The 22,210-nt window shown below is 41.2% G+C and carries 17 protein-coding genes, 1 tRNA gene and 1 pseudogene; 2 read left to right on the top strand and 17 right to left on the bottom strand.

Features of this window, described 5'->3' with window-relative positions:
* The 4 genes and pseudogenes from BM192_RS15190 to BM192_RS15180 all read right to left on the bottom strand — a co-directional run.
* Positions 1–457, bottom strand: a pseudogene (locus tag BM192_RS15190) (hypothetical protein); the annotation flags it as partial.
* Positions 454–858, bottom strand: a complete 405-nt coding sequence (locus BM192_RS15185; protein ID WP_037441788.1) for a hypothetical protein — start codon at positions 856–858, stop codon at positions 454–456. The gene BM192_RS15185 and the pseudogene BM192_RS15190, both read right to left, overlap by 4 nt.
* Positions 859–946: 88 nt before the next feature.
* Positions 947–1,102 (bottom strand): hypothetical protein, encoded by a 156-nt coding sequence (locus BM192_RS20970; protein WP_157282805.1) that lies wholly within the window; start codon positions 1,100–1,102, stop codon positions 947–949.
* Positions 1,103–1,201: 99 nt separating this feature from the next.
* The gene (locus BM192_RS15180; protein ID WP_037439485.1) at positions 1,202–1,426 is read right to left on the bottom strand and encodes a CDGSH iron-sulfur domain-containing protein; all 225 of its coding nucleotides are present in this window, start codon (positions 1,424–1,426) and stop codon (positions 1,202–1,204) included.
* Positions 1,427–1,739: 313 nt separating this feature from the next.
* On the opposite strand from BM192_RS15180, the gene BM192_RS15170 reads away from it, so the two are divergent.
* The gene (locus BM192_RS15170; RefSeq protein ID WP_037439490.1) at positions 1,740–2,339 is read left to right on the top strand and encodes a hypothetical protein; all 600 of its coding nucleotides are present in this window, start codon (positions 1,740–1,742) and stop codon (positions 2,337–2,339) included.
* Between the two features lie 19 nt (positions 2,340–2,358).
* Here BM192_RS15170 and BM192_RS15165 read toward each other — a convergent pair whose 3' ends face one another.
* From BM192_RS15165 to BM192_RS15145, 5 genes are all read right to left on the bottom strand, one after another.
* Complete coding sequence (locus BM192_RS15165) at positions 2,359–2,976, bottom strand: HAD family hydrolase (RefSeq protein WP_037439493.1); 618 nt, start codon at positions 2,974–2,976, stop codon at positions 2,359–2,361.
* 56 nt (positions 2,977–3,032) lie between these two features.
* Positions 3,033–3,926 carry an SDR family oxidoreductase gene (locus tag BM192_RS15160; RefSeq protein WP_037439495.1) on the bottom strand — a complete coding sequence of 298 codons (894 nt, stop codon included), beginning with the start codon at positions 3,924–3,926 and terminating at the stop codon, positions 3,033–3,035.
* A gap of 12 nt (positions 3,927–3,938) precedes the next feature.
* The gene (locus BM192_RS15155; protein WP_037439496.1) at positions 3,939–4,586 is read right to left on the bottom strand and encodes a DUF4142 domain-containing protein; all 648 of its coding nucleotides are present in this window, start codon (positions 4,584–4,586) and stop codon (positions 3,939–3,941) included.
* A 170-nt stretch (positions 4,587–4,756) separates the two neighbouring features.
* Entirely contained in the window at positions 4,757–5,278 is a 522-nt protein-coding gene (locus BM192_RS15150) for an RNA polymerase sigma factor (RefSeq protein WP_037439548.1), read from the bottom strand.
* A gap of 433 nt (positions 5,279–5,711) precedes the next feature.
* Positions 5,712–5,782 (bottom strand) — tRNA-Cys (locus BM192_RS15145).
* Positions 5,783–5,907: 125 nt separating this feature from the next.
* Between BM192_RS15145 and BM192_RS15140 the strand changes: the two genes are divergently transcribed.
* The gene (locus tag BM192_RS15140; protein WP_037439498.1) at positions 5,908–9,279 is read left to right on the top strand and encodes a DEAD/DEAH box helicase; all 3,372 of its coding nucleotides are present in this window, start codon (positions 5,908–5,910) and stop codon (positions 9,277–9,279) included.
* 11 nt (positions 9,280–9,290) lie between these two features.
* On the opposite strand, the gene BM192_RS15135 is transcribed toward BM192_RS15140, so the two are convergent.
* The 8 genes from BM192_RS15135 to BM192_RS15100 all read right to left on the bottom strand — a co-directional run bounded on the left by BM192_RS15135 (position 9,291) and on the right by BM192_RS15100 (position 21,872).
* Entirely contained in the window at positions 9,291–9,977 is a 687-nt protein-coding gene (locus BM192_RS15135) for a hypothetical protein (protein WP_037439500.1), read from the bottom strand.
* 21 nt (positions 9,978–9,998) lie between these two features.
* Positions 9,999–10,811: a DUF4249 domain-containing protein gene (locus tag BM192_RS15130; protein ID WP_051759755.1), complete on the bottom strand. Its 813-nt coding sequence runs from the start codon at positions 10,809–10,811 to the stop codon at positions 9,999–10,001.
* Between the two features lie 3 nt (positions 10,812–10,814).
* Positions 10,815–13,139, bottom strand: a complete 2,325-nt coding sequence (locus BM192_RS15125) for a TonB-dependent receptor (RefSeq protein ID WP_317040252.1) — start codon at positions 13,137–13,139, stop codon at positions 10,815–10,817.
* Between the two features lie 43 nt (positions 13,140–13,182).
* Entirely contained in the window at positions 13,183–13,974 is a 792-nt protein-coding gene (locus BM192_RS15120) for an FHA domain-containing protein (RefSeq protein WP_037439504.1), read from the bottom strand.
* 13 nt (positions 13,975–13,987) lie between these two features.
* On the bottom strand, positions 13,988–17,917 hold the full coding sequence (locus BM192_RS15115; RefSeq protein ID WP_037439506.1) for an FtsW/RodA/SpoVE family cell cycle protein: 3,930 nt from the start codon (positions 17,915–17,917) through the stop codon (positions 13,988–13,990).
* Between the two features lie 2 nt (positions 17,918–17,919).
* Positions 17,920–19,467, bottom strand: coding sequence for a PP2C family protein-serine/threonine phosphatase (locus tag BM192_RS15110; RefSeq protein WP_051759756.1), 1,548 nt, complete (start codon positions 19,465–19,467; stop codon positions 17,920–17,922).
* Between the two features lie 90 nt (positions 19,468–19,557).
* Complete coding sequence (locus tag BM192_RS15105) at positions 19,558–20,523, bottom strand: hypothetical protein (protein ID WP_037439508.1); 966 nt, start codon at positions 20,521–20,523, stop codon at positions 19,558–19,560.
* Positions 20,524–20,537: 14 nt separating this feature from the next.
* Positions 20,538–21,872 carry a serine/threonine protein kinase gene (locus BM192_RS15100; protein ID WP_051759758.1) on the bottom strand — a complete coding sequence of 445 codons (1,335 nt, stop codon included), beginning with the start codon at positions 21,870–21,872 and terminating at the stop codon, positions 20,538–20,540.
* Between the last annotated feature and the right edge of the window lie 338 nt (positions 21,873–22,210).

Below are 22,210 nucleotides of genomic sequence, written 5' to 3'. Positions count from 1 at the left end.
CATCTGTAATTAAACAGAGGTATACAAAACAGGCGCTGGTACGTAAATAAGTGATATCACTTACCCATATTTCCTCTGCGCACAGAGCAGCTCTTCGCTGAACTAGATCTGCATGCACTTTGAACCTGTGAAAGGAATTGGTGGTATATACCCATTTCTTTTTGGTTTTGATCAACATCCCCTGAGAACGTACAAGGTTAAATACAGCATCTCTACCCATTGATATGCCGTGTCCCTGCAAGAAGCCATTGTTAAGTTCTTTGTAGAGTTTGATACATCCGGTTTTAGGGAGCTCTTTTCTGATCTCGTATATTTTTTCCAATACAATTTCTTGTTCTAAAAAACACAGCCGTACGCTTCTTAAATGGCTATACCAGGCCTGCCTGGTATAGCCAAAGACAGCGCAAAGATTATCGATACTATAATCTTTGCGTGTTCCTTTTAACTCATAGATCACTTGGTAGCAGCTTTTTTTTTAAGATCTGTATTGTACTCCTGGTTAGCGATTGCAATTACCTTTTCAAGAGCTGCAATCTTCATCTCGGCCAATACAAGTCGTTTTTCTAACCCTTTTCGATCCTCGGAGCTCAAAGGCTCATTTGGGATAAGCGGTTCTTCTGGCATAAGCTGGGTTTGGGTCTTTCGGTACCAAGATACGAAGGATATGATAGTATGTTCAGGCAAACCATATTTTCTTGCTACCTGGGGGTAGCTGTAGGAACCTTGAATGTATTCCAAAGCTAACTGAACTCTAAAACTTTCTGAATGGGGAGAAACCCTCCCGCCTTTGCCCTTACTTGGACGTTCGTTTTTTATACTCATTTTTCTGTTTTGAAAAACTTTCTTATGTAAACTCATATCAGGAACGGACAGTTCAACCAGGTGATCATAAATGCAATAAAATAGAGAAGCCCCCAAAAATTATAATAATTTTTGGGGGCTTCTTTCACTGATCGGAAGATTTGTATTTTTTATCCATTCTTATCCGAAGTTCATCTTCCGCTTTTTTAACCTCATCCTTTTCAGAAAGAGGTTGCGCTGTCTCAGTTTTTGGAATCTCGGATTTTTCTTTCGGCTTAGGTTCCTCTTCGTGTTTTTTCATGGCTTCCCGGTTTTAGAATCTAACGTAAACAGGTAAACAAAACAGACCGGCACAAAAAATGTTTAAAAGAATAATATTCAGGCGGTTCAGCCCAAAAGATTATACTTTTTTTGGTGGAAGATCAAACGCGATAGCTTCATGATCGAAATTACCATTGTGAGCACCATCACAAAATGGCTTGTTTTTAGATAATCCGCAACGGCATATAGATAATACAGTTCTACCTTGTAATCCATAAGTATTTCCGTTTCTATCTACAATTTCAAAATCACCTTCGATCTTAACAGATCCGTTATTATTGATAGTAAGTTTAGTCTTTGACATATTTTATAATTTGCCGCAAACATAATTTAAAAGAATAGATCGTGGGAAAATGATTACAATTTAGAAAGGTTCCGCGAAGCCTGAACCATCGGTACGTAAAATAAAATAATCCTGCTACGAAAATAAATTAGAATCATTATGTTTAAGCAATGAATCAGGAGAAAAAGGCACTTATTTTAAAATGGTTTCGTAAACTGGGATTTTGGGGGTTTATGTTCTTTCTAGTCAAGGGTTTATTGTGGCTGGCTTTCGGATATTGGATAGTTAAATAGTAAACAATTCAACAGTTTAGGCGTTTCAGAAAGAAAACGCCATGAAAGATCAAATACCACAACAATATACCGGAGGGCAACTGGACACCAATGCCCTGGCCGAGTTCCAGGATAGCGCTCAAGCTGCAGATTTTTATGAAATTGCGAAAGAAAGGCTTCTGATGGTATCACAATGGTGGGAAGTCTGCGAAGTGCCACTATCAACGTTTACATTAACAGATCTTTCCGGCAGGACACTCACCCGACCTGCACAAATTGGTGACTACATTAAAATAAATATTCCCGGACCGGGCACTTCTGCTGGTGAAGGTTACGACTGGGTGGTTATCGAGGAAATTACCGAAGAAATATCTGAAGATCAGAAAACACTAAGTTTAAGGGCAAGACCATGTGCAAATCCGGTTAATTCTACAGATCAGACAGCCCATTTTTTCGAACCTTCTGCCAGCTCCACTTTTCAGGTAAAACTCAGAGGAAAGGTCGTCTCTGCCGAAGAGCATGGAAGAAATGAAGTTCCAAATGTACATACAGAAAATACACTGGATAACATTCGAAATACATTTGTTGGCTGGACAGCAAAATTAGGATTATCCTATCCACAATGGAAAAGCCTGGTCAAAGGTCTTGTGAAAACAGCCTAGACCAGGCTTTCAAATACTATTAAGCCTTTCCTCCAATTTCTTCAAGAATGGATTTAGTTTGTTCAAAGCTCGTATGGTGAAACGCATGGATCCCCAGCTGGGCAGCTGTTCCTACCTGAAAAATACGGTCGTCAAAATAATAACATTGCTCCGGTCTGGCTTGCGCTATACCAAGTGCTAATTTAAAAATATTCGGATCTGGCTTGCGAATACCTACATCGCAGGATGACACGAATGCATCAAAGCATTCATGAAGTTTGAATTTTTTAACCCGGTAACTATTTAACTCTTTTCCTTCATTATTAATGGATATAATGCGGAAATCACAATTTTTCTTCCACGCTTTTAACCACGACAGGAGGCCTGGAAGTTCTTTTGACTGTGAAAACATAAATTCCCTGAAATCTTCCCTGGTAAATTCCCTGGGTTTATTGAAGATCACAGTATCAAGATATTCGTCAAGACTGATTTTCCCGATCTCATAAACGTTAAAAATATAATTGTGCAAGGTGTTTACCTCGTCATAGTCCAGATCGAACTGTTTAGCGGCGAGTTTCCTCGACTCATGTCCCCAACCATTGGTAAGCAGGACTCCTCCGATATCGAAAAAAAGTATTTTTATATCTGTATGTTCCATAATATCCGTTAAAATCTCCTGGTAAATTAACGATTTTAACGGATATTATAAAGTCATCAGATTGTTATCCTTCCACCGGTTACAGGAATGGTTGCGCCAGCGACATAACTAGCCTGGTCGGAAGCCAAAAACACATAAGCGGCTGCAATTTCCACGGGCTGCCCGGGACGGCCCATCGGCGTATCTTTGCCAAAATTCTCTGCATCTGGCATAGTAGAAGGAATTAACGGTGTCCATACCGGACCCGGCGCGACCGCATTAACCCTAATCCCCTTTTTTTGTTCCAACAAAATCTGGCTTAAGTTAGCCGTAAAATTCTGAATTGCCGCTTTAGTCGCGGCATAGGGAAGCAGCACTTCACTCGGTGAATATGCGTTTACGGAAGTGGTATTAATAATACTGCTGCCAGGCTTCATATGTGGTTCCGCAGCCTTGGATAAAAAGAACATTGGCGTAATATTCGTATCGAATGAACGCTCCCATTCGGCAGTTGGTATTTCCTGCAGTGATTTCCTGGACATCTGAAATGCGGCATTATTTACTAAAATGTCAATCTGACCAAATTCCTGAACAGCTCTGTCGACAATAGCCTTACAATGAGATTCTGATCTGATATCTCCTTTAATAAGAATAGCCTTCCTGCCACACGCTTCAACTACCGCAGCAGTCTCTTCTGCATCTTTATCTTCTGTGGTATCCAGATAGCTGATCAGCACGTCTGCCCCTTCTCTGGCAAAAGCAATGGCTACCGCTTTACCGATTCCAGAATCGCCACCGGTGATAATGGCCTTCTTACCTTCTAGTTTACCAGACCCGATATAGGATTCTTCTCCATGGTCTGCTTTTGGCTGCATCTGATCTTCTGTTCCTGGCACTTCCTGTTCTTGCTTCGGAAACGGAGGAACGGGGTATTTATCGTGCGGATTTTGTGTTTGACTGTTAACTGACATCTTCTGTTCTCCTTATTTGATATGTTTACGATCGATTCTTAATAAATCATCTCCAGGCTGGTCTGGATTTACTTTTTTGATTAGTGAATCTATAATTACGGTTTCATCCAGCATCTTATTTACGCCTTCAAGCTGATGGCTGGCAAATTCCTGAACAGGCCCTTTTTTGAACTGAATGGCTCCATGTAAGTTATCCAGCGTTTTATGCTGCAATTCAAGAATAGACTTAATATATTCCAGGTCAAAGCCCTGACCTTCCAGCTTTTTAATTTCATCTACCTGCAGCTGCGATCTGGAAGGCAACGCTCCTGGAAGTTGATAAGAAAGACTCGTTGCTAGCTGTTGCAACTGTTCGTGAAATTTTCTGGTGCTACCCATCATCTTCTCTGTATAAGCTTTAAGCTCGGGACGGCTTGCACGTTGCAGTGACACATTACTCAATTCAAGTTCAAGTAATAGAATTCTCCCTGTTTCTTCCAGAAAAATTTGCTCTGCAGCTACACTTTTCTTATCACCGATAGTCTGCCTTTTTGCCTGCCCTAGATTTGTGTCAGCAGGTAGTGTGGTTGTACCCATCTCGTTTTCCTTCCCCGACTGACCACATCCAACTATTGTCAGAAGCGAAATTAAACCCGGCAATATGTTTTTTAACTGATTCATAGGTTCTCCCCTCTGTTTCTTTGACAACAGGCTCAAAAAAGATTAGTTTTTCCTAAATCAAAAAAATCGGACCGGTGATATACAAATGAAAAAAGGGTGTCTGCCAGATTTAACTCCGGCAGACACCCTTTATATAATAAACAAAATAACGCTGATTAAAATCTATAGTCCTAGTTTCCTGGCAAATTTTTATAATGCATTTTAAGGCTCTTTTTAAGCAGTTGTCGCGCCACGTGTATCCTTGTTTTAACTGTACCGATTGGAATATTTAGTTGCTCCGCGATTTCATAATATTTAAATCCCTCAAAATATCTAAGAAAAGGAACATAATATTCCGGCTGAAGTTTTCCCAATGCTTTATAAATGTCTTCCATTACAAACTTACCCTGGCTATCATTTATAGTCGCACTGTAATGAAGCTTATCTGATGTGATTTCATCACTCACAGTCATGATAGAATTCGTTTTGGTTGCTCTTCTATAATTATTAATAAAGGTGTTTTTCATGATGGTATATAACCACGCTTTGAAATTAGTGCCTTCTTTAAAATGGTTAGAATAATTGATTGCTTTAAGCATTGTATCCTGAACCAAATCATTCGCGTCTTCTACGTCACGTGTAAAAGAGATAGCAAAAGATTGCAATGAATCTTTATAACTATAAAGCCGGAAATTAAAATCGTTACTGTTCATAATGTTTATGTTTTTCAGATTAGGTATGAACATAATGACAAACTGCATACCAAAAAGTCATATTTATATAGGCAATTAACTTACAGTACTGAAATTAACTTGGATTTTATATAAAAATAAATTATATGCGAATTTGTAGTGATTTCCTTGAATTTATCTGTCCCGTATATTGGACAAGATGAAGAAAAACTAGAAAAATAAGGAGATTTTGAATAGGATAAGTGGAACACAAAAGCGAAACCGGTTTTAGGGTTTATATACCTAAAATGATAAAATCACGTATAAATTCTGAATAACCGTAATTAATACGCATGATAAATTATTAATCAGAAAAAATTGCAAAAAAATACTCCAGGCCATCCAACCTGGAGTATGAACAAAACAAAACTAGATCTAACCAAAAATCAAGTTGCTGTAGGCGTTGAACGCCTCGACGTCATGGGCGGATTCGAACCGCCGTTTAGGGTTTTGCAGACCCGCACCTCACCACTCGGCCACATGACTATATGTTCAGGATTTTTCTACTTCCTTCGCTTCACAAATATAATAATGTCTACTGAAATAGTAGAATTTATTTTTAAATATTTTTGCCCCCTGATTTTAAGTGCTTATCTTACCTTTAGAGCTTAATGACAGTGAACCCACCATTTATCATCGATGATTTCAATTTCAGACAACTGGACAGGGTTTGGATTATTAGACATAGCGCTGCACAGGTAGACCTGACCAGTGCCGGATATTTCCAGCTCTTACCAGAACAAATTGAAATTGGCTATGCCTCTTTTCTTATCCAGGACCAGTCGGCTATGCCTGTTTCTATCAGCTTGAGAATAAATACGAAACAGCTAATTATCTCCTGCTCCTGTAACGCACAAAAAAACCTTCTGTGCGTTCATCAGTCCCGGGTTCTGATGAACGTCCTGGAACAAAATTACCTGCGCATTTTTTTTGACTGGGAAATCCGTATTAAAAAACTGCAACATACAGCGACGGGTTATGGCCTTGAAAATGAGAAAGATCTGGAAGCTTTTTTCAGGATTAAACTGGAGGGTAAGGAATTACAGGTTTCCCCCGTTTTAGAATATTTATTACCGGTAACCACAGAAAGAAATAGCCAGTTAAAAGCGCTTCTCGTCCCTGCAAACAGTAGAAACTTACCAAAGCATCTCCTTTCCGCTCCCGACAAGAAGAATATTCTTGTCTTCAGGCAACATAAATATTATAATCATTTCCAGGCTGAGCTCATGGAAGCTGCTTTCACCATGCAGGATAAACCCAAAAACCCATTGGAGTCTATACCCGCTATTGACTTTATCTGGACGGCGGAAGCCCCTGCTGAAGTTAAATTTTATACAGCTTTGTCCCGCTTTCAGCAACGATATGATCAACCTGACTTTGCATTGGAGCTCAACAGTCTAAAGGCACTCTTTTTGAATCCGGCAAAACTAAAAGTTTATCTGCATGATCCTAAGGTGTCGGAAAACCTGACTGCAGCTGCCCTGAAACCAGTAAATCTGCAAAAGGACAAACTGGAAATAGAACTACAGGTAGATCTTAAAGATAACTTCTATACAATAAGTGCCTCAATAAACATAGCAGATAAGCGCTTTGATCTGCTTATGCTTCCGGTAACCTTGCATTATTTTATTCTGCATCATAAGAATCTTTATCTGATAGACCAGCCAGAATTGCTAAATCTGATTCATTTTTTCAAAAAGCATCACAATCATATTTTAATCCATGAATCAAGATATGAATCTTTCTATCAGGATGTTCTAGCTGGTCTGGAGCAACGTATCCACATTAATTATACCTATATCAAAAAAGCGACTGTCAGGCAATTAAAGTCAGAGCAAAAAAACCACGACGGACCTCAACCAGATAGTGAGTTACTGATATATCTGACCGATTCCGAATATTACGTTTTACTCAATCCTGTAATCCGCTACAATGAAACCGAAATCCCGGTGCTTTCCAGAAAACAGATTCTTACACAGGACAGAAATGGAAAAGTATTCCGTATTAACAGGGATGAGGAAGCAGAACTTCGCTTTCTTACACTGATTTCCAGACAACATCCGCATTTTGAAGATCAGCTTCAGCAAGATGCTTTCTATCTGCACAAAAAACATTTCCTTGATGAAACCTGGTTTCTGAAAACTTTCCAGACCTGGCAGGAAAGTGGAATAACAATTCTGGGATTTCAAGATCTAAAAGGCAATAAATTAAATCATAATCAGGCTAAAATAGACATAGAAATCATTAGCGGACTGGACTGGTTTGACACTAAACTGGAATTAAGCTATGGTAATCAGCGGGTTCCATTGAAACAGCTCCACCGCGCTATCCGCAACAAAAGCAAATTCGTAATACTGGGAGATGGTACACATGGATTACTGCCGGAACAATGGTTAGCCAGATTAAATGAACTTTTCCAGCTGGCCACCTTGAATGAGGAAAAGCTTAGCTTGCCAAAAACTAGTTTTACTGCTATTCCCGATTTGTTCGATGCACATATGCTTTCCGATCAGGTGAAAATGGAGTTGACCGAGATGAACAGGCAGCTGGCCGATTTTAATAAAATCGAGAACATTGGTAAGCCACCGGGCTTAAACGCAATCTTAAGAAGCTATCAGCAGCAGGGAATCAACTGGCTTAATTTCCTGGGCACCTTTAATTTCGGGGGCATCCTGGCAGATGATATGGGGCTTGGAAAAACATTACAGGTTATCGCCTACATACTCAGCAGCCGGTCAAAAACTAAGGATAACGCTTCTCTGGTCGTGGTACCCGCGACACTGCTATTCAATTGGCAGGCAGAAATTAAAAAGTTCGCACCTGAGCTGATTACCTATACGTTATATGGTACGGAACGATCAAAAGATTCAGCACAATTTAAACAAGCTGACGTTGTGCTTACCAGTTACGGAACTTTACTGCGGGACATAGGATGGCTTAAAAATTTTGTATTTGAACATATATTCCTGGACGAATCTCAGCAGATTAAAAATCCGGAGTCATTAATCTATAAAGCAGTTATACTGCTTAAAGGCAGAAACCGCATCTGTATGACAGGAACGCCAATTGAAAATAATACTTATGATCTGTATGGGCAATTGTCTTTTGCCTGCCCCGGTCTTTTAGGTAGCAAGCAGCATTTCAGAGAGCAGTATGCTTCCCCGGTCGACCAGTTTAATGACACAAAAAAAGCTGCTGAACTTCGTAAGAAAATCAGTCCGTTTATTCTCAGAAGAACAAAAAAGGAAGTGGCTACAGAATTACCGGAAAAAACGGAAATGGTCATCTATTGTGAAATGGATGAAAGTCAGCGGAAAGCTTACGATGTTTGTAAAAACGAATATAAAGACTATTTAAATCATGTCAAATCAGATGATCTTGCCGGACACACCATACATATTTTAAAAGGACTTACCCAACTCCGTCAGATCTGTAATTCCCCGGCCCTGCTGCAGGATAATCTGCTCCATGGAAACTCTTCAGCTAAAATTAATGTGCTGATGGAAGAAATTCAAAATCATGCTCCACAACATAAAATCCTGGTTTTTTCCCAGTTTGTAGGTATGCTGGATCTGATTCGTAAAGAGCTGAGAAACAAAAATATTAATCATGAATATTTGACCGGCCAATCTGCAAACCGCCAAAAGAGCGTATCAAATTTTCAGGAAAATGACGATGTCCGTGTATTTTTGATCAGTTTGAAAGCTGGCGGAACGGGCCTCAATCTCACGAAAGCAGATTACGTATATTTAGTGGACCCCTGGTGGAACCCCGCAGTTGAAAATCAAGCTATTGACCGAAGTTACAGAATTGGACAGGAGAAACATGTCGTTGCAGTAAGACTGATCTGCCCGGATACTATCGAAGAAAAAATAATGTTATTACAGCAGCGTAAAAAGAATCTGTTCAGCGACATTATTCACACTGACAGTTCTCTTTTCAATACAATGACAAAAAAGGACCTCCTGGAACTACTCAAATAAATTGCACCGGTTTAAACGACCCCTGCTGGTTCAAATGTATAAGTTAACGACTGATCATCCATTTGCAGTAATAATTTATACTGCAGCCCCTGGGGATCAGTAAACACTTTGTCCTTCACAAATTCGGGAAGTTGTTTTTTATTTACCTGCTGAAAATATGCCTGAAATGCAGCTTCTGCTTCATCTTCGTTCTTAAAATTACTAACTATTGTATGTTCGGGAAGCACAGAAGAGCGTTTACCTTCCAATGCCAGCATAACCAGGTCAAAATACCAGGAGTCTGTTAATTTCATCGCTTCGATGGCCAGACCATCTACAAATCCAAGCAGCTGATTTCTATACATGGTTCCTTCATCCATGAAAAATCGCAGCGTAACAGACTGCGTCCACTCGGCCCGCTCACCCTGATCGCCATTACTGCTCTGTCCGTAGAATGAAACCTGATATTCCAATGCGGTTTTCGTAATCTCTTCCTCATAATTAACAGGTGAGTCCAGTACCTGCTGGGAAACGCTGTTCATTACACCCAGGAAAAAACCAGGGCCTGCATTGAGGCTCATTCCCGATATTTTAACTCCGGGTAATCCACCAGAGCCTCTTCTGGCCAGGGTACCATTTTTATAAACTTTTAAACTAAGAGCTTCTTCTATTCCGGATTTAACGGTAATTACGACCAGTTCAACATCGGCTTTATTCATCTTTATCTTTTATTCTTCAATTTACAACTTAATTGTTGAGGTAACTTTAAACGTACGGCAGGCATTGAAATAACCCAAAGCTCCTCCCGAAATATTGCTTAAAGGGTTAGCAGGTGCAGCTGCTTCCTGTTCGATAGTTTCACTCAGCGTCCGGAAATAATCATATACACCTTTATCTACACATTGCAATTCTACGGTGACCTCATCGCCATCTTTTATAAGCGGATTACCAGCTTCGTCAGAAGTGTCGTAATAAAACGGTGTGTCAAAGACTCTGCCGTCTGCTGCTTCATCGTTTCTGGCCCATGAACCTTTAACAAGGACACCATTTATCCATTGTCTCAGGCGGTAAAAGTTAACCTCTCCCTTTGGATCTGTAAATTCAGGTACGATAAACTTCTTATCGGTATCTAATTCAAAGCTACGGATGCTTAGTTTATCTATCTTAACAACCTTCATCGGAATCGTAGACTGCGCTTTATAATTTTTACCGTCTACAGTGACATCCAGTTGATAGGTATGCCCTGCAACGCCCTGTAAGGTACTGGTTTGATAAACTCCTGAACCGGTATGAACTAGTTTTTCGGCTTTACCTGTGCTCAGGTCTGTAATGATGACTAACGCATCTGTCCTGCCCGGAAAATCATTATTCTCATCGAAATTTTTAGTAGATGATATTCTGACGAAATATGGTTCTTTTTTAATCGTTATTTCACCCTCAATCACAATCTGCTTATCAGAGTTGTCTAATTTTATAGGTATCACTTTTTCGCAAGAGCCGAAGAACAGCAAAATAACCAATGAAAGGCTCCAGTTATATATCGTGTTTTTCATAAATTAAAATTTAAAATTATAGGACACAGACGGTACAAATTTAAAAAGGGAAGTTTGTACAGCCTCTGTTTTAGACCTGTCATTTGGATTATCACGGAAAGAAATGGTATAAGCATTTTCTCTTCCATAAGCGTTATATAGTCCAAAGGCTAACTCGGAAGTGAATCTCCCGCGTTTTTTAAGCTGTCTGGTCGCGCTTAAATCAAGACGGTGGTATGCCGGCATCCGATAAGAGTTTCTCCTGGTATACAGGTAAACAACCTGATCATCAACCTGATATTTTCCGGTCGGGAAAGTAACTGCATTTCCAGTATAGTAAACAAATGTAGCAGATAGGTTCCATTTAGGATTAAGTGCATAAATTCCGACAATGGATATATCGTGTGTTCTGTCCTGCCTTGCTGCATACCACTCATTATCATTAATTCCATCGATCTGTTTCTCGGAACGGGAAAGCGTATAACCTATCCATCCTGTTAGCTTACCTGTTTTCTTACGCAGCAGGAGCTCAACTCCATATGCCCTACCTTTGCCAAAAAGCAGCTGTGGTTCAATCGGATCGTTACTTCTGATATTGGCTCCGTCTTTATAATCAACCTGATGCTGCATTGCTTTATAATATGCTTCGGCGCTGAATTCATACTTATTATCTTTCAGATTTCTGAAATATCCGGCAGAAAATTGACCTGCTGTTTCGGGGCGTATAATATTGTTGGTTGCCACCCATTTATCGGTCGGGCTTCCTGTTGCAGAGTTAGACAGCTGGTGCAATGGCTGCGTATTCCTGCTATATCCGACTTTTAATGATGAAATTTCATTTAACTGATAAGCCGCTGCAATTCGCGGTTCCAGATTAAAATAGGTTTGTACAATTTCATTTTTACTATACTGACGTGAGGAGAGAATTGCACCTCGCTGATCTAATTCATAAAACTGCTGTGGGCCTCCTAAAACGGAAAATGCACTTAATCTCAATCCATAATCTATTTTCAACCGGTCAGATGCTTTCCACTCATTATTTACATAGGCTGCATTTTCCCAACTATAAGTAAGCGGTTGGTTGTCCATTGAGAAATCACCGGAGAATTCACCTGGCCGTATCGTGTGGTGAATGGAATTCACGCCCATTCTCCATGTATTATTGCTGTTTGGATAAAAACTCAATTCTTCTTTCAGATTCCAGTCCCTGATTTGTGAACTGATTTTTCCTTCAAAGCTCTCCGATGTATTAATATCTATATCATATTTGTAGTCGCTGTAAATGATCGATGTATTGGAAAACAACTTAGGACTAAACTGGTGATTCCAGCGCAACGTAGCCGTCTTATTACCCCAATTCAAACCAAAAAGATCACTTAGTCCAAGCTTGTCCATACCCAGATAGCCGCTCAGATAAATTTTGTCTCTCTGACCCAACTGATAATTAGCTTTCAGATTCAGGTCATAAAAGTATAATGCACTTTTTTTAATCGCCGTATCACTGCTCAGTTTCATGAACATATCCACGTAGGTTCTTCTTCCGCTAATTAAAAATGACCCTTTATCTTTAACGATCGGTCCTTCTATAGTTAGTCTTGATGCTATAATTCCTATACCCCCATTTACGCGCAGCTCCTGATTATTTCCGTCATTCATCCTGACATCCATAACCGAAGATAATCTGCCACCATAATTTGCCGGATTAATCCCTTTCAATAAAGTGACATCTTTAATCGCATCGGAGTTGAAGGTGGAGAAGAATCCTAATAAATGGGACGGATTGTAAACAATCGCTTCGTCCAATAATACCAGATTCTGGTCGGCAGCACCACCCCGGACAAAGAATCCGCTATTTCCTTCCCCGGCCGATTTGACACCAGGGAGTAGTTGTACAACCTTTATTAGATCACGTTCGCCAAATAATACAGGAACCTGATCAATTTCTTTCATACTCAATTTTTCGACGCCCATTTGCGCAGAACTGACTTTCTGTGTACTTCCACCGGAGCGGATCACAACCTCTGAAAGATTGTTATCTTCTGGTTTTAATGCAATCTGAAGCTGAATATTTTTGTTAAGCTGCACTGTCCGTGTGTCGATAGCATAACCTACTACGCCGACTTTAAACTGATATTCGCCTTCTGGAATGGTAAGAGAGAAAAAGCCATATTCATTTGATCTGGTACCACTTGTAACAGCCCCCACCGAACTGATAGTCGCTCCGATCATCTGCTCACCTGTGGTGGAATCTTTGACAAAACCACTAATAGTATACCGCTTTTGGGCATGGACTACGGAGAGCCCTGAAAAAAAAAACAAGAGTAAAAGATAACGCCAGATCATAGACATAAAGGGGATTTTCTCAAAATATCCGCTAAACTACGAAATAAGCTTATACACTAGACTTTTCTGTCCATGAATTAAAGGAAATAACTATCTGATCGCCCAAGATCACTTGATCTCCAGGTTTCAATGTATAACCAACCTGTATAGAATTTAATTTATGCAAACTTTCATCGGCTGCAGACCTTATTTTTGTTTTATTGCCAGGAGGCACACCGCCTTCGTCGGCAAACAAGCGAAAGGTCCGGGATGGTTCGTCCCATTCCAGATGTGCATGCTGCCTGCTGATGTACTTATTTCCTTCTTGAAGTTCTGCCGGAAAGGCGATATCGTTGATACGGATACTATTGTCCCTGAGTTGTACACGCTCTTCCCGTCCCAGATTTATCCTGCTACCGGGAAGAATGATGTAGCTTTCCTGAATAGCCTTACCTGCTAAAATTTTTAAAATCGCTTTTTCTGTTTTCAACACCTCCGGAACCGGAACACTGCCAAATTCCAGGCTAACAGGCATAAGCGGACTCTTTTTACTACCTGAAGGTAAATCAGCTGTAAAATGAACTTCCAATTGCCAGTCTAATGGTAAATCAACAGCATAATTATCTGCAATACGCTGTACTTCTTCTTTGAAAAGAGACGGGTCTGCAGCTTGAACAGCCGACTCGTATAAAAATCTATCCTCTGCCTGTGGAAACAAAAACAGCTTTAATAGCTGCATATGCCGTCCTTCCCCACCTTCCAGCGGAAGAATTTCTGACTTCACAAAATCGAGTATAGCGGCCCTTAATTGTTTGGGATCGGACTGGTCCTGCTGTTTATCTTTCCAAAATTTAGAGAACATAATTGATCATATTTTATTGAATACTGGTTATATATCCTTGCTGCCTTAGTATAGGGACAACGGTCTCCGCGGCCAGACGTGTAGCATCTGAAGAACCTCTGGTTGCCTCAATACGAATACAAACAACGGTTTCACCATTTCCGTGCCCATCGGGAGCAAAGAATACATACCATCCATCGTTTACTTTTTTTCCTTTCAACATTCTTTCAGGCGTACCTGTTTTTCCAGCTACCGAAATCCCGAACGCCGCAGATCTTGGTGCGCTTTGCCGGATCATATAAGATTGGATCAAATTAGCATAGCTTGCTTTGTCTGCGAGTTTCACAGGTGTTCCAACAGGAACGGTTTTACCATTTAAACTTAGTGCATAGCGGTTTGGAATCATTTCTCCATGATTTGCAATACCGGAAGCCACTCTGGCCACAGCTGCAGGAGTAGCAATCAGTTCGCCCTGTCCCCATGCAATTCCTGAGATGCCGGAAGCCCTGTATTTATAAATATTTTCTGGATGATATGGCAGATTGAAAACGGTTTTATTCCAATACTTTGTCCATTTCTCAATTTGTTCCGGATCTACTGTTTTACGCCCGTAATAATATCCACCTACGCCATTCAGGAACATTCCTGTCTTAAGATAGAGCGAGGCCAGCTCTTCCCCCAGCTTGGCTTCATTGGCGAGTTTAATAAAGTAGACGTTGTTTGAACGCACAATAGCCTGTTCCATATTTATGTTTCCGGTTTCATCTGGTTCCGCTCCCCCGGTACGTATTCTTTCTGCCGTTCTGACCAGAAATGTCTTTTCAGCAGCTGAAATACCGAGCTTATTAAAACCTGCCAGAGCAGTTAATATTTTAACCGTCGAACCTGGCTGTGTGGCTACTGTAAAACCCGGGTCTGCTGTATTATACCAGGCAGAGAGTTTACGCTGCTCAACAACAGGCATCGTAAGGGCTTCCCAATCGTGAACAGGCGGTAAAGGATAGGCGGCAGAGGCCAATACGTCTCCAGTAGAGGATGACATGACCACAACTGATACGCGGTTTCCGCTGATTGCAGAATTTTCAATCATCGCCTGTTGCAACCGGGTCTGCAAAGCTGCATCTACAGCCAACCGAACATTACGATCTTTCTTTTTAAATTTTGCAATTTCATTAGTATCCAGTCCTGAGCGGAGAATTGGGAGCAACTCACTGTAATCTTTACGGCTGACCGTCATTTCTTTAGTACTTGCCGGCAGGAACCTGTCTTCTTTATATTTTGATGCGGTAATGGATATATCTACAGCCGGCAACTTGAATCCCCTGAGTTCCGCAGCATGCTGATATTCTGCAAAATACCCGTTAATTCCGCCATTAAACACTCCTGTATTAGCATCGCCGGTCCAGAAAAACAGCTGTTCCTGAAAAGGATAATATCTTGTTGAGCGGCTATGTACTGCTGAATCCAGATCATAACTGTTGATGCCAGCAGCGGAAAGGGCGGAATGCTGCCTGTTAATTTCTTTAGGATCACTTGTTGCCAGTAAAAGCCCGTTGCGGTCGTATAGATTTCCCGCCTCTAATTTCTGTAGTAAGATGCCTATTCTGGGATTATAGCTAAAAAGACGGCTACCACTCCGATCCGCTACCAGTGCGGGTTTGACAATCCAACCAGATGGAAATAAACTATATTTTGAAGCATGCACAGTAAGTAAAGTAACAGCAGCCAATGCGGTTAATAATGCAGGAACGAGATTATGGTCCTGATTGTTCTGCATATATTTGAGCTGAACAGCTGTTCCATTAACCATAGATGAGGACAGTAGAAATGCTGCTGCCAGCAAGTTGATAACCATAGACGACCCACCGTAACTGAGTAGTGGAAGAGACACTCCGCTCAGCGGCAATGCGCCAGTTGAGCCCCCGGCTATCAATATAAATTGTACAAATGTGCTCAGCCCGATACCCGCACAGAGATAAAAAATTAATGGAGTGCCACTTGCCCGGCCAATGAGAAAAGAACGATGCAGATAGAGCATAAATAATGCAAATACACAGGCAATTCCGGCCAGACCAAACTCTTCAGCGATAACAGGAAGGATCATATCTGTATGTCCTTCGGGTATTGTCTTCCCATAACCTTCACCGATGCCCTGTCCTTTCAAGCCTCCGCTTGCCATAGCCCACAGACCATTGGCAACCTGGTCACCGCCATAAACTTCATTGTCCCAGGCATCCTGCCATATCGCCTTCCGGTCTGAAAGTCTGGCTACAGGACCTGGAATTAGTTTAGCTAATAATGGCAGCTGATCTATCGTCAAAAATGCAGATAATACAACCAAAGCCATCAGGGCAGACTCGCTTATTGTTTTTTTCAATAATCTGGTCCGGATAACAAGTACAGCAGCTGTAAACCCGATACTCAACCAGATATTTCCACTTATCCAGCAGCAAAGGACAAATAGCAGCACGAACGCAGCCATCTGCATAAAGTCTCCTCTTGAAAATGAAAACAGAAATATAAAAGTGAAACAAATGACCATAGCTGGTCCGAGGTCACCAAGTAATAGGAAAAGGAATAAAGTACCCACAATGGCCACTAAGGCAAAAGAGAAAAACTGCCACCTCTTTGTCCAGCTGGTGTAAGAAGAGATAAATGATTCATTCCTGGTAAAAAATCCTGCAAGAAATATAATAGTAAGGTATTTAACCAGTTCGCTGGGCTGAATGCCAAGCAGGTTAACCCGGACTCCGCTTCCCTGAGGGCCAGCACCGAAAAGCAAAGTCAGCGCTAGAATAAACATAGCTCCTGCGATCCAGGGCCATCCGTTTGCCGCACCTGGCATCCGGAATAGATATAGCCGGTAGAAGGCAGAATCCGGGTGAAATTTACGCAGATTGGTAAACAATAAAAGGGACAATACCGATAGTCCGATCAATAAATATTTGACCGAATCAATTGCCAGAAAGCGGTCCCTTAATGGATCTTGCAGGCTCAGTAGAGTAAGCAGCGAGATTCCACTTAACAAAAATATAATGGGCAAAATAAACTGATCGGCAGTCGGAAACCTCATACTCATCAACAGGTGGAGTACTATAAATGCAGCGAAAAACAGTCCAGTTATCCAGTAAAAACCACTCCGGAACTGTTCTGGTGTACGAACAATCAATGCGCCGTCTTTCTTTAACTGGTTATACACTGAAGGGGCAATCAGCCGGATCGTATGCTGTTCAGATCTGAAGTTAATCCGCTTACTCCCTTGCAGTTCCTGAACGCCTTTTACTTGCCCAAATTCTTTTCCGGGCTGTATGGGCAATACCTCAAATGACATATCCTCAGATAGTCCACTAAAGCGATAAGTTCCGTCTGAGCCGGTTCTTGCATAAGCTGTAAGTGGTTTCTGTTCTAAACTGTCGGCAGGGATAACGGCATTTAGCCTTATCAGTACGCCCACTGCCGCACCGGTTGCCTGTGTAACCCGCCCGGAGATTTCTCCAGCTCCTGTTCCCACCTGAACTTCTTGCGGCAGGTCTGCTGGCTGTCCGTTAAAATTAAACCCAAGAAGAGCCCGGGAATAATCCAGCCTGCTTTTAACTACTTTACCTCCCTGGAGCTCAGCTCTGTCTGCATCAATATTAAACCTTCTTTTATTCAGTTCCCCGATCGTTGTCAGCTTTGTTCCAGATGAAGTGATCACGCTATCTGCTATGGTACTTATCAGCTCTATATCTTTCTGATCAGTAAGGTAGTATTCCTGCTTCAGTAGAATTTTAAAAGACTTCCTTAGATCCGGCGCATTCAAATTAACAATTTTGCCAGCCTTTAGCTTTTCAGGTACATTAAACATTTTCTCCTCCAGCTTCACATGGAGTCTGAAGAAAAACGTACCCAAAATAATTATACCGGCTATCAGTAGCAAACGTTCTGTGAACCTTCCGGAATTTGCTTTACTCAATTTCTGCATCTCTATTTTTTACCCGAAGTATCTACCCGGAAACTATTCTTTGAGATACTGCCGGAAACAGACTCATTATTTTTGAAAGCAAACCGGTTTTCCAATGCTATACCACAGTTTTCGAATATTACATTCTTAAGTACCAATCCATGCTCCGGGGCAATAATTCCTGTTGCAAATCCAGTAATTTTTATGCCATTCAAATGAACCGAACGTTGATTTCCTGTGAATTTAATTGCAGCCTCACCCTGGAACAGACTATCCTTAACTAAAGACAACGGTCCTTCAGCTAGGATCACCAGGCTATCCCTGCTGATTTCTATGGTTCTGGTTAGTCTGATAACTCCATTATAATCTTTTGTATTCAGCTTTAAAGTGTCGCCCTTAAATCCAGCCAGCAATGCTGACAATTTGTTCTCAGCAGGTAGTAAAACAGGAGCCGTCCGGACAACTTTCTCCAGGTTGTCGCTTTCGGTCCGGCTTCTAAAGAACCACCATCCTGCAACGCCCAATAACAGGATAACCAAAAAGCAAGCGAGCATAATGATATTATGATTTCGCTGGTGACTCCCTCCCTCTTCTCCTGGCATTTCCGGTTTAGTTTGCTGATGCCTGTTACTTTGTAAAGGCAGGGTTATAACGGGCTCTTCTATTTCAGTGAGATCTGCTGGTAATGTACTTTCGGTTCTGAACTGGTTTTCAGTTTCGAAAACAAAAGGTAATTCTTCTTGTCTGTTTTTTTCGAAAATCTGTTCATCTGCATTGCGTATACGGTTTACAGGTACATCTTCGACAATAGTTTTTACTGGGATTTTGGTGTTTTTGGCCAGCACTACTGTAATATTATCTTTTCCTCCGGCAGCATTGGCAAGGTAAATCAGACTTACCGCTTTTTCTTCGATTGGGATATCCTGCTCCAGTACAGCACTGATCTCCTGCTGACTGATCATATCAGTTAACCCGTCACTGCAAACCAATAACAGGTCGCCCGGTAAAAAAGGCGAAGTTCCTGTTTCGATGTAATTATCGGGCATGTCCGCAACAGGTACCAGCCCTAAAGCCTGATTGATCTGGTTCCTTTTTGGATGCTGCATTGCAGCGGCTTCTGTCAGTCGCCCGGAATCTTCCAGAAAGCCTACAAAACTTTGATCCTGGCTAATCTTAATCAAGCTTTGATCCCGGTAAAGGTATAAGCGTGTATCACCGACGTGGACATAATGCAGTATATTTTGTGCACAGTCAATAATTGCAACACTCGCTACACAGGCCATATCTGCCAGTTCCAGGTCTGTCTTTTTTTCAAACAATATCTTTTCATTAGCGAGAAACAAAGCCTGGAGCAGGGCAAGTTGCGGCTCCGCTATTTCGCCGGTTAGTTCGCGTAGCAGACAATCCTTGGTTAATGCCGACGCAATCTCTCCACCTGCATAACCACCCACACCATCTATCACTCCAGCAATCTGGTATTTCTGCTGCATCAGTTCCGCAGCAATAAAAACGTCTTCGTTATTATCCCTTACTAATCCGGGATCTGTTATTCCAAAAAGATGATCGGTCATTATCTTTGTGATTTTCTAATTTCTGCAAAATGTAGGACCAGCATGGCCAGCACTAATAAAAATAACGCTATTGAAAGATATTTTTCCATCCTATGGTTTGTAAATATTCATTCCGATAATCCCGTTAAGCAAGACTTTCGAGTTATAAGGCAATTCTGTCCATACCGGGGCTGCCGGGCTCGAAAAAGGCAGTTCCTGTTCATTTAACAAGGTCTTTTCGCCAAAGGTAGCTAAATACAGTTTTTCTTCAGATTTTCTGTATACAATACGTAAGTGAGGGCTATTTACCCATTCTGAAGGGATATAGAAATTGTCCTGATTTGAATTATTCTCTTCCTGCCCTGATACCAGCAGGTCTTCTTTCTCCATCAGATACTCTACTTTCTTTCCTCTGAACCTGGCATCAGGCATCATAATCTCCAGTTTCGCGAAACCTTTCTTCCCTGAGAACCGCTTTGTTTTCTGCATATCTGCAGCCTCCGGAACCTGTAAACCGGTCTCGAAAGGAAGTTCGTAATATCCTTCGCTATAGTAAGTGAAACCACTTAACATCTCCTGATTAAGATCTAAGGTTTCTGCTATCCCCGTTTGTCTGGGAATAAATGTAACCCGCAAATTTTCTTCTTTCTGATGGCTTTCTGGTAATAATTTACCAATAAATCCTTTATCACCACGATTATAATCAGGATGAGAGACCAGCCTGAAAACCCATTTTGAACCTGAGGGCATCACTGTCTGTCCGGATTTCCGCTTAGCGGCTAATATTGCATAAAACTGGCGTACACATTCATGTACTATAATCCCAAACAGGCCTTGTTTATGCGCAAGAAATTCTTTGTAATCTGCTTCATTGAAGCAGATAATATATTCGTGATAAAACACGACACGATTGGCAAAAGACAACTCTTCAATCGAGGACTTGAATTTCTCCAAAATGTACTGGTATACTTCATCAGGACTCAAGCTTTTCACCTCCGGAGTCAACGATTTTTTTGAAGAAGGAAGAAACAGATCCTGTAAGCCTGTTCTTTTCCAAAATGTAGGTTTATCAGCCATAACGATTTATCGGACTAAAAATGGATGGTTGTATCTAAATTAAGAAGGGTTGTATCTGTTTGTGGTAAAGGTACGGGCTTTAATTGTACTGGTAAAGTGTCTTTTGGCTTGATATCCTCAACAGTATCCTTATCCCAGCTATAGCCATGGTCCTTCTGTTCTTCTTCCTGAACCGGACTTTCTTTCCTGGTTTCGACTGGAACTTTAACCGGTTTAGTACTTTTGGCAGGCCCTGTTAAAAGGAAATAGCAAAGTAAAGCGAACATACATGCACCTGCAAGAATCAACACAAAAAAAACGGCTTTCGAAAGAACGACAACGCCCTCTTCCGCCCTTCTTTCCTGTTGGGCGTTCTGCATATTTCTTAACTGGGTCTGTAAACGCGCATTTTCCTGCTCCAGTAATTGAATTGCATGTTGATCGGCTACAATGTCTGCCGGGGCATTTACACTGTCACGGATGAGTGCTTCCTGCAAAGCAAGGCCGTCAGCATACCGGTCTGATGGTTTCTTTTCCAGGCAACGGCTGATAATAGCCATTAGCCAGGCGGGAACTTGCATTTCCTGCTGTTTTTTTTCTTCGGACCAGTTTGCGGGAATATTTTTCGCTCTTAGTTCCAGCAAGTCCGGAACTACCAGCTCCAGATGCCCGACGAGCACCTCATTTCTGGATTTCTGTCCCTGATCTTTTAAAGGGAACGGAACCTGGCCGGCAAGTAGTTCGTAGAGTATAATACCGTAACTATAGATATCTGTCTCGGCGAGCATCTGCCCTTCACTTTGTTCCGGCGCCATGAATTCTATCGCCCCGGCATGTCGTATACTGGTACGCCGCTGCTCATCGGACATGACCGACAGCCCAAAATCAAGCAGGACATAATTACCAGTGTGTACATTAAATTTGATATTATTACTTTTTATATCTCCATGCCTAACCATAAATCCATGGCAATGTGCCAGGGCATTGGCTAGATGATCGGCCACTTTAATTACCTCTTTGACAGTAAAAACCGGATCATGCGGAGCTCCCAGTAATTCTTCCAGATCAGGGCCGGCAATAAATTCCATTTCGATAAATGGAAAAGAACCGCTTTCTGTTATTCCGGAATTTAGAATTTTAACGATGTTCGGATTAGGCTGTTCGTTAACCTTCTTAAGTTTCTCAACTTCATTTTGAAAACTACTGAAATTTTTATCTTCCGGGCCTTCAGCATGTACTGGTGTAGGTAGAATTTTCACCGCTGTAATTATAGGCCCGTACCTCCTGCCTTTATATACTGAACCCTGGCCACCGGTGCGCAAAGCACCCATGTTTTCCAGTCCTTCAGCGATTGTAAATACTTTACTCATTTATTTCGCGGAAATTGTATGTCGTGTAAACTTAAACAAATATGGGTCCATTCTAAATACTGCTATTCTATAAAAAACAGGATTTCGCATTTTTTTACATTTCTTGTGATTAATAAGTGTAGTTCTATACTAATTGTACGATTTTAATATACTTATACCGTTATATCAAGGTTTTCAACTTTGAATAGTGATGCATCCGTTGACTGTGAATAAGCAAGAGATCTTTCAACCTGGAGATCATTCTATTAAAAGAACATCTCATAAAATTGGAGTATGCAGAATAATATAAAACAGGTTAAATAGAAAGAGCCCGGTAAAATACCGGGCTCTCGTAAAAA

This window comes from Pedobacter antarcticus (assembly GCF_900112985.1).
In the GTDB taxonomy this organism is placed as follows: Bacteria; Bacteroidota; Bacteroidia; order Sphingobacteriales; family Sphingobacteriaceae; genus Pedobacter; species Pedobacter antarcticus.
Note: the sequence above shows the minus strand (reverse complement) of the source record. Positions and strands in the feature narration are given on the sequence as shown.

Bases quoted from the DNA above. Each gene is read 5' to 3' on its own strand.
- BM192_RS15165 (WP_037439493.1), bottom strand. From the start codon at position 2,976: ATGGAACATACAGATATAAAAATACTTTTTTTCGATATCGGAGGAGTC.
- BM192_RS15100 (WP_051759758.1), bottom strand. From the start codon at position 21,872: ATGAGTAAAGTATTTACAATCGCTGAAGGACTGGAAAACATGGGTGCT.
- BM192_RS15110 (WP_051759756.1), bottom strand. From the start codon at position 19,467: ATGACCGATCATCTTTTTGGAATAACAGATCCCGGATTAGTAAGGGAT.
- BM192_RS15140 (WP_037439498.1), top strand. From the start codon at position 5,908: ATGACAGTGAACCCACCATTTATCATCGATGATTTCAATTTCAGACAA.
- BM192_RS15185 (WP_037441788.1), bottom strand. From the start codon at position 858: ATGAGTTTACATAAGAAAGTTTTTCAAAACAGAAAAATGAGTATAAAA.
- BM192_RS15120 (WP_037439504.1), bottom strand. From the start codon at position 13,974: ATGTTCTCTAAATTTTGGAAAGATAAACAGCAGGACCAGTCCGATCCC.
- BM192_RS15160 (WP_037439495.1), bottom strand. From the start codon at position 3,926: ATGTCAGTTAACAGTCAAACACAAAATCCGCACGATAAATACCCCGTT.
- BM192_RS20970 (WP_157282805.1), bottom strand. From the start codon at position 1,102: ATGAAAAAACACGAAGAGGAACCTAAGCCGAAAGAAAAATCCGAGATT.
- BM192_RS15155 (WP_037439496.1), bottom strand. From the start codon at position 4,586: ATGAATCAGTTAAAAAACATATTGCCGGGTTTAATTTCGCTTCTGACA.
- BM192_RS15150 (WP_037439548.1), bottom strand. From the start codon at position 5,278: ATGAACAGTAACGATTTTAATTTCCGGCTTTATAGTTATAAAGATTCA.
- BM192_RS15135 (WP_037439500.1), bottom strand. From the start codon at position 9,977: ATGAATAAAGCCGATGTTGAACTGGTCGTAATTACCGTTAAATCCGGA.
- BM192_RS15105 (WP_037439508.1), bottom strand. From the start codon at position 20,523: ATGGCTGATAAACCTACATTTTGGAAAAGAACAGGCTTACAGGATCTG.
- BM192_RS15130 (WP_051759755.1), bottom strand. From the start codon at position 10,811: ATGAAAAACACGATATATAACTGGAGCCTTTCATTGGTTATTTTGCTG.
- BM192_RS15125 (WP_317040252.1), bottom strand. From the start codon at position 13,139: ATGTCTATGATCTGGCGTTATCTTTTACTCTTGTTTTTTTTTTCAGGG.
- BM192_RS15170 (WP_037439490.1), top strand. From the start codon at position 1,740: ATGAAAGATCAAATACCACAACAATATACCGGAGGGCAACTGGACACC.
- BM192_RS15180 (WP_037439485.1), bottom strand. From the start codon at position 1,426: ATGTCAAAGACTAAACTTACTATCAATAATAACGGATCTGTTAAGATC.
- BM192_RS15115 (WP_037439506.1), bottom strand. From the start codon at position 17,917: ATGCAGAAATTGAGTAAAGCAAATTCCGGAAGGTTCACAGAACGTTTG.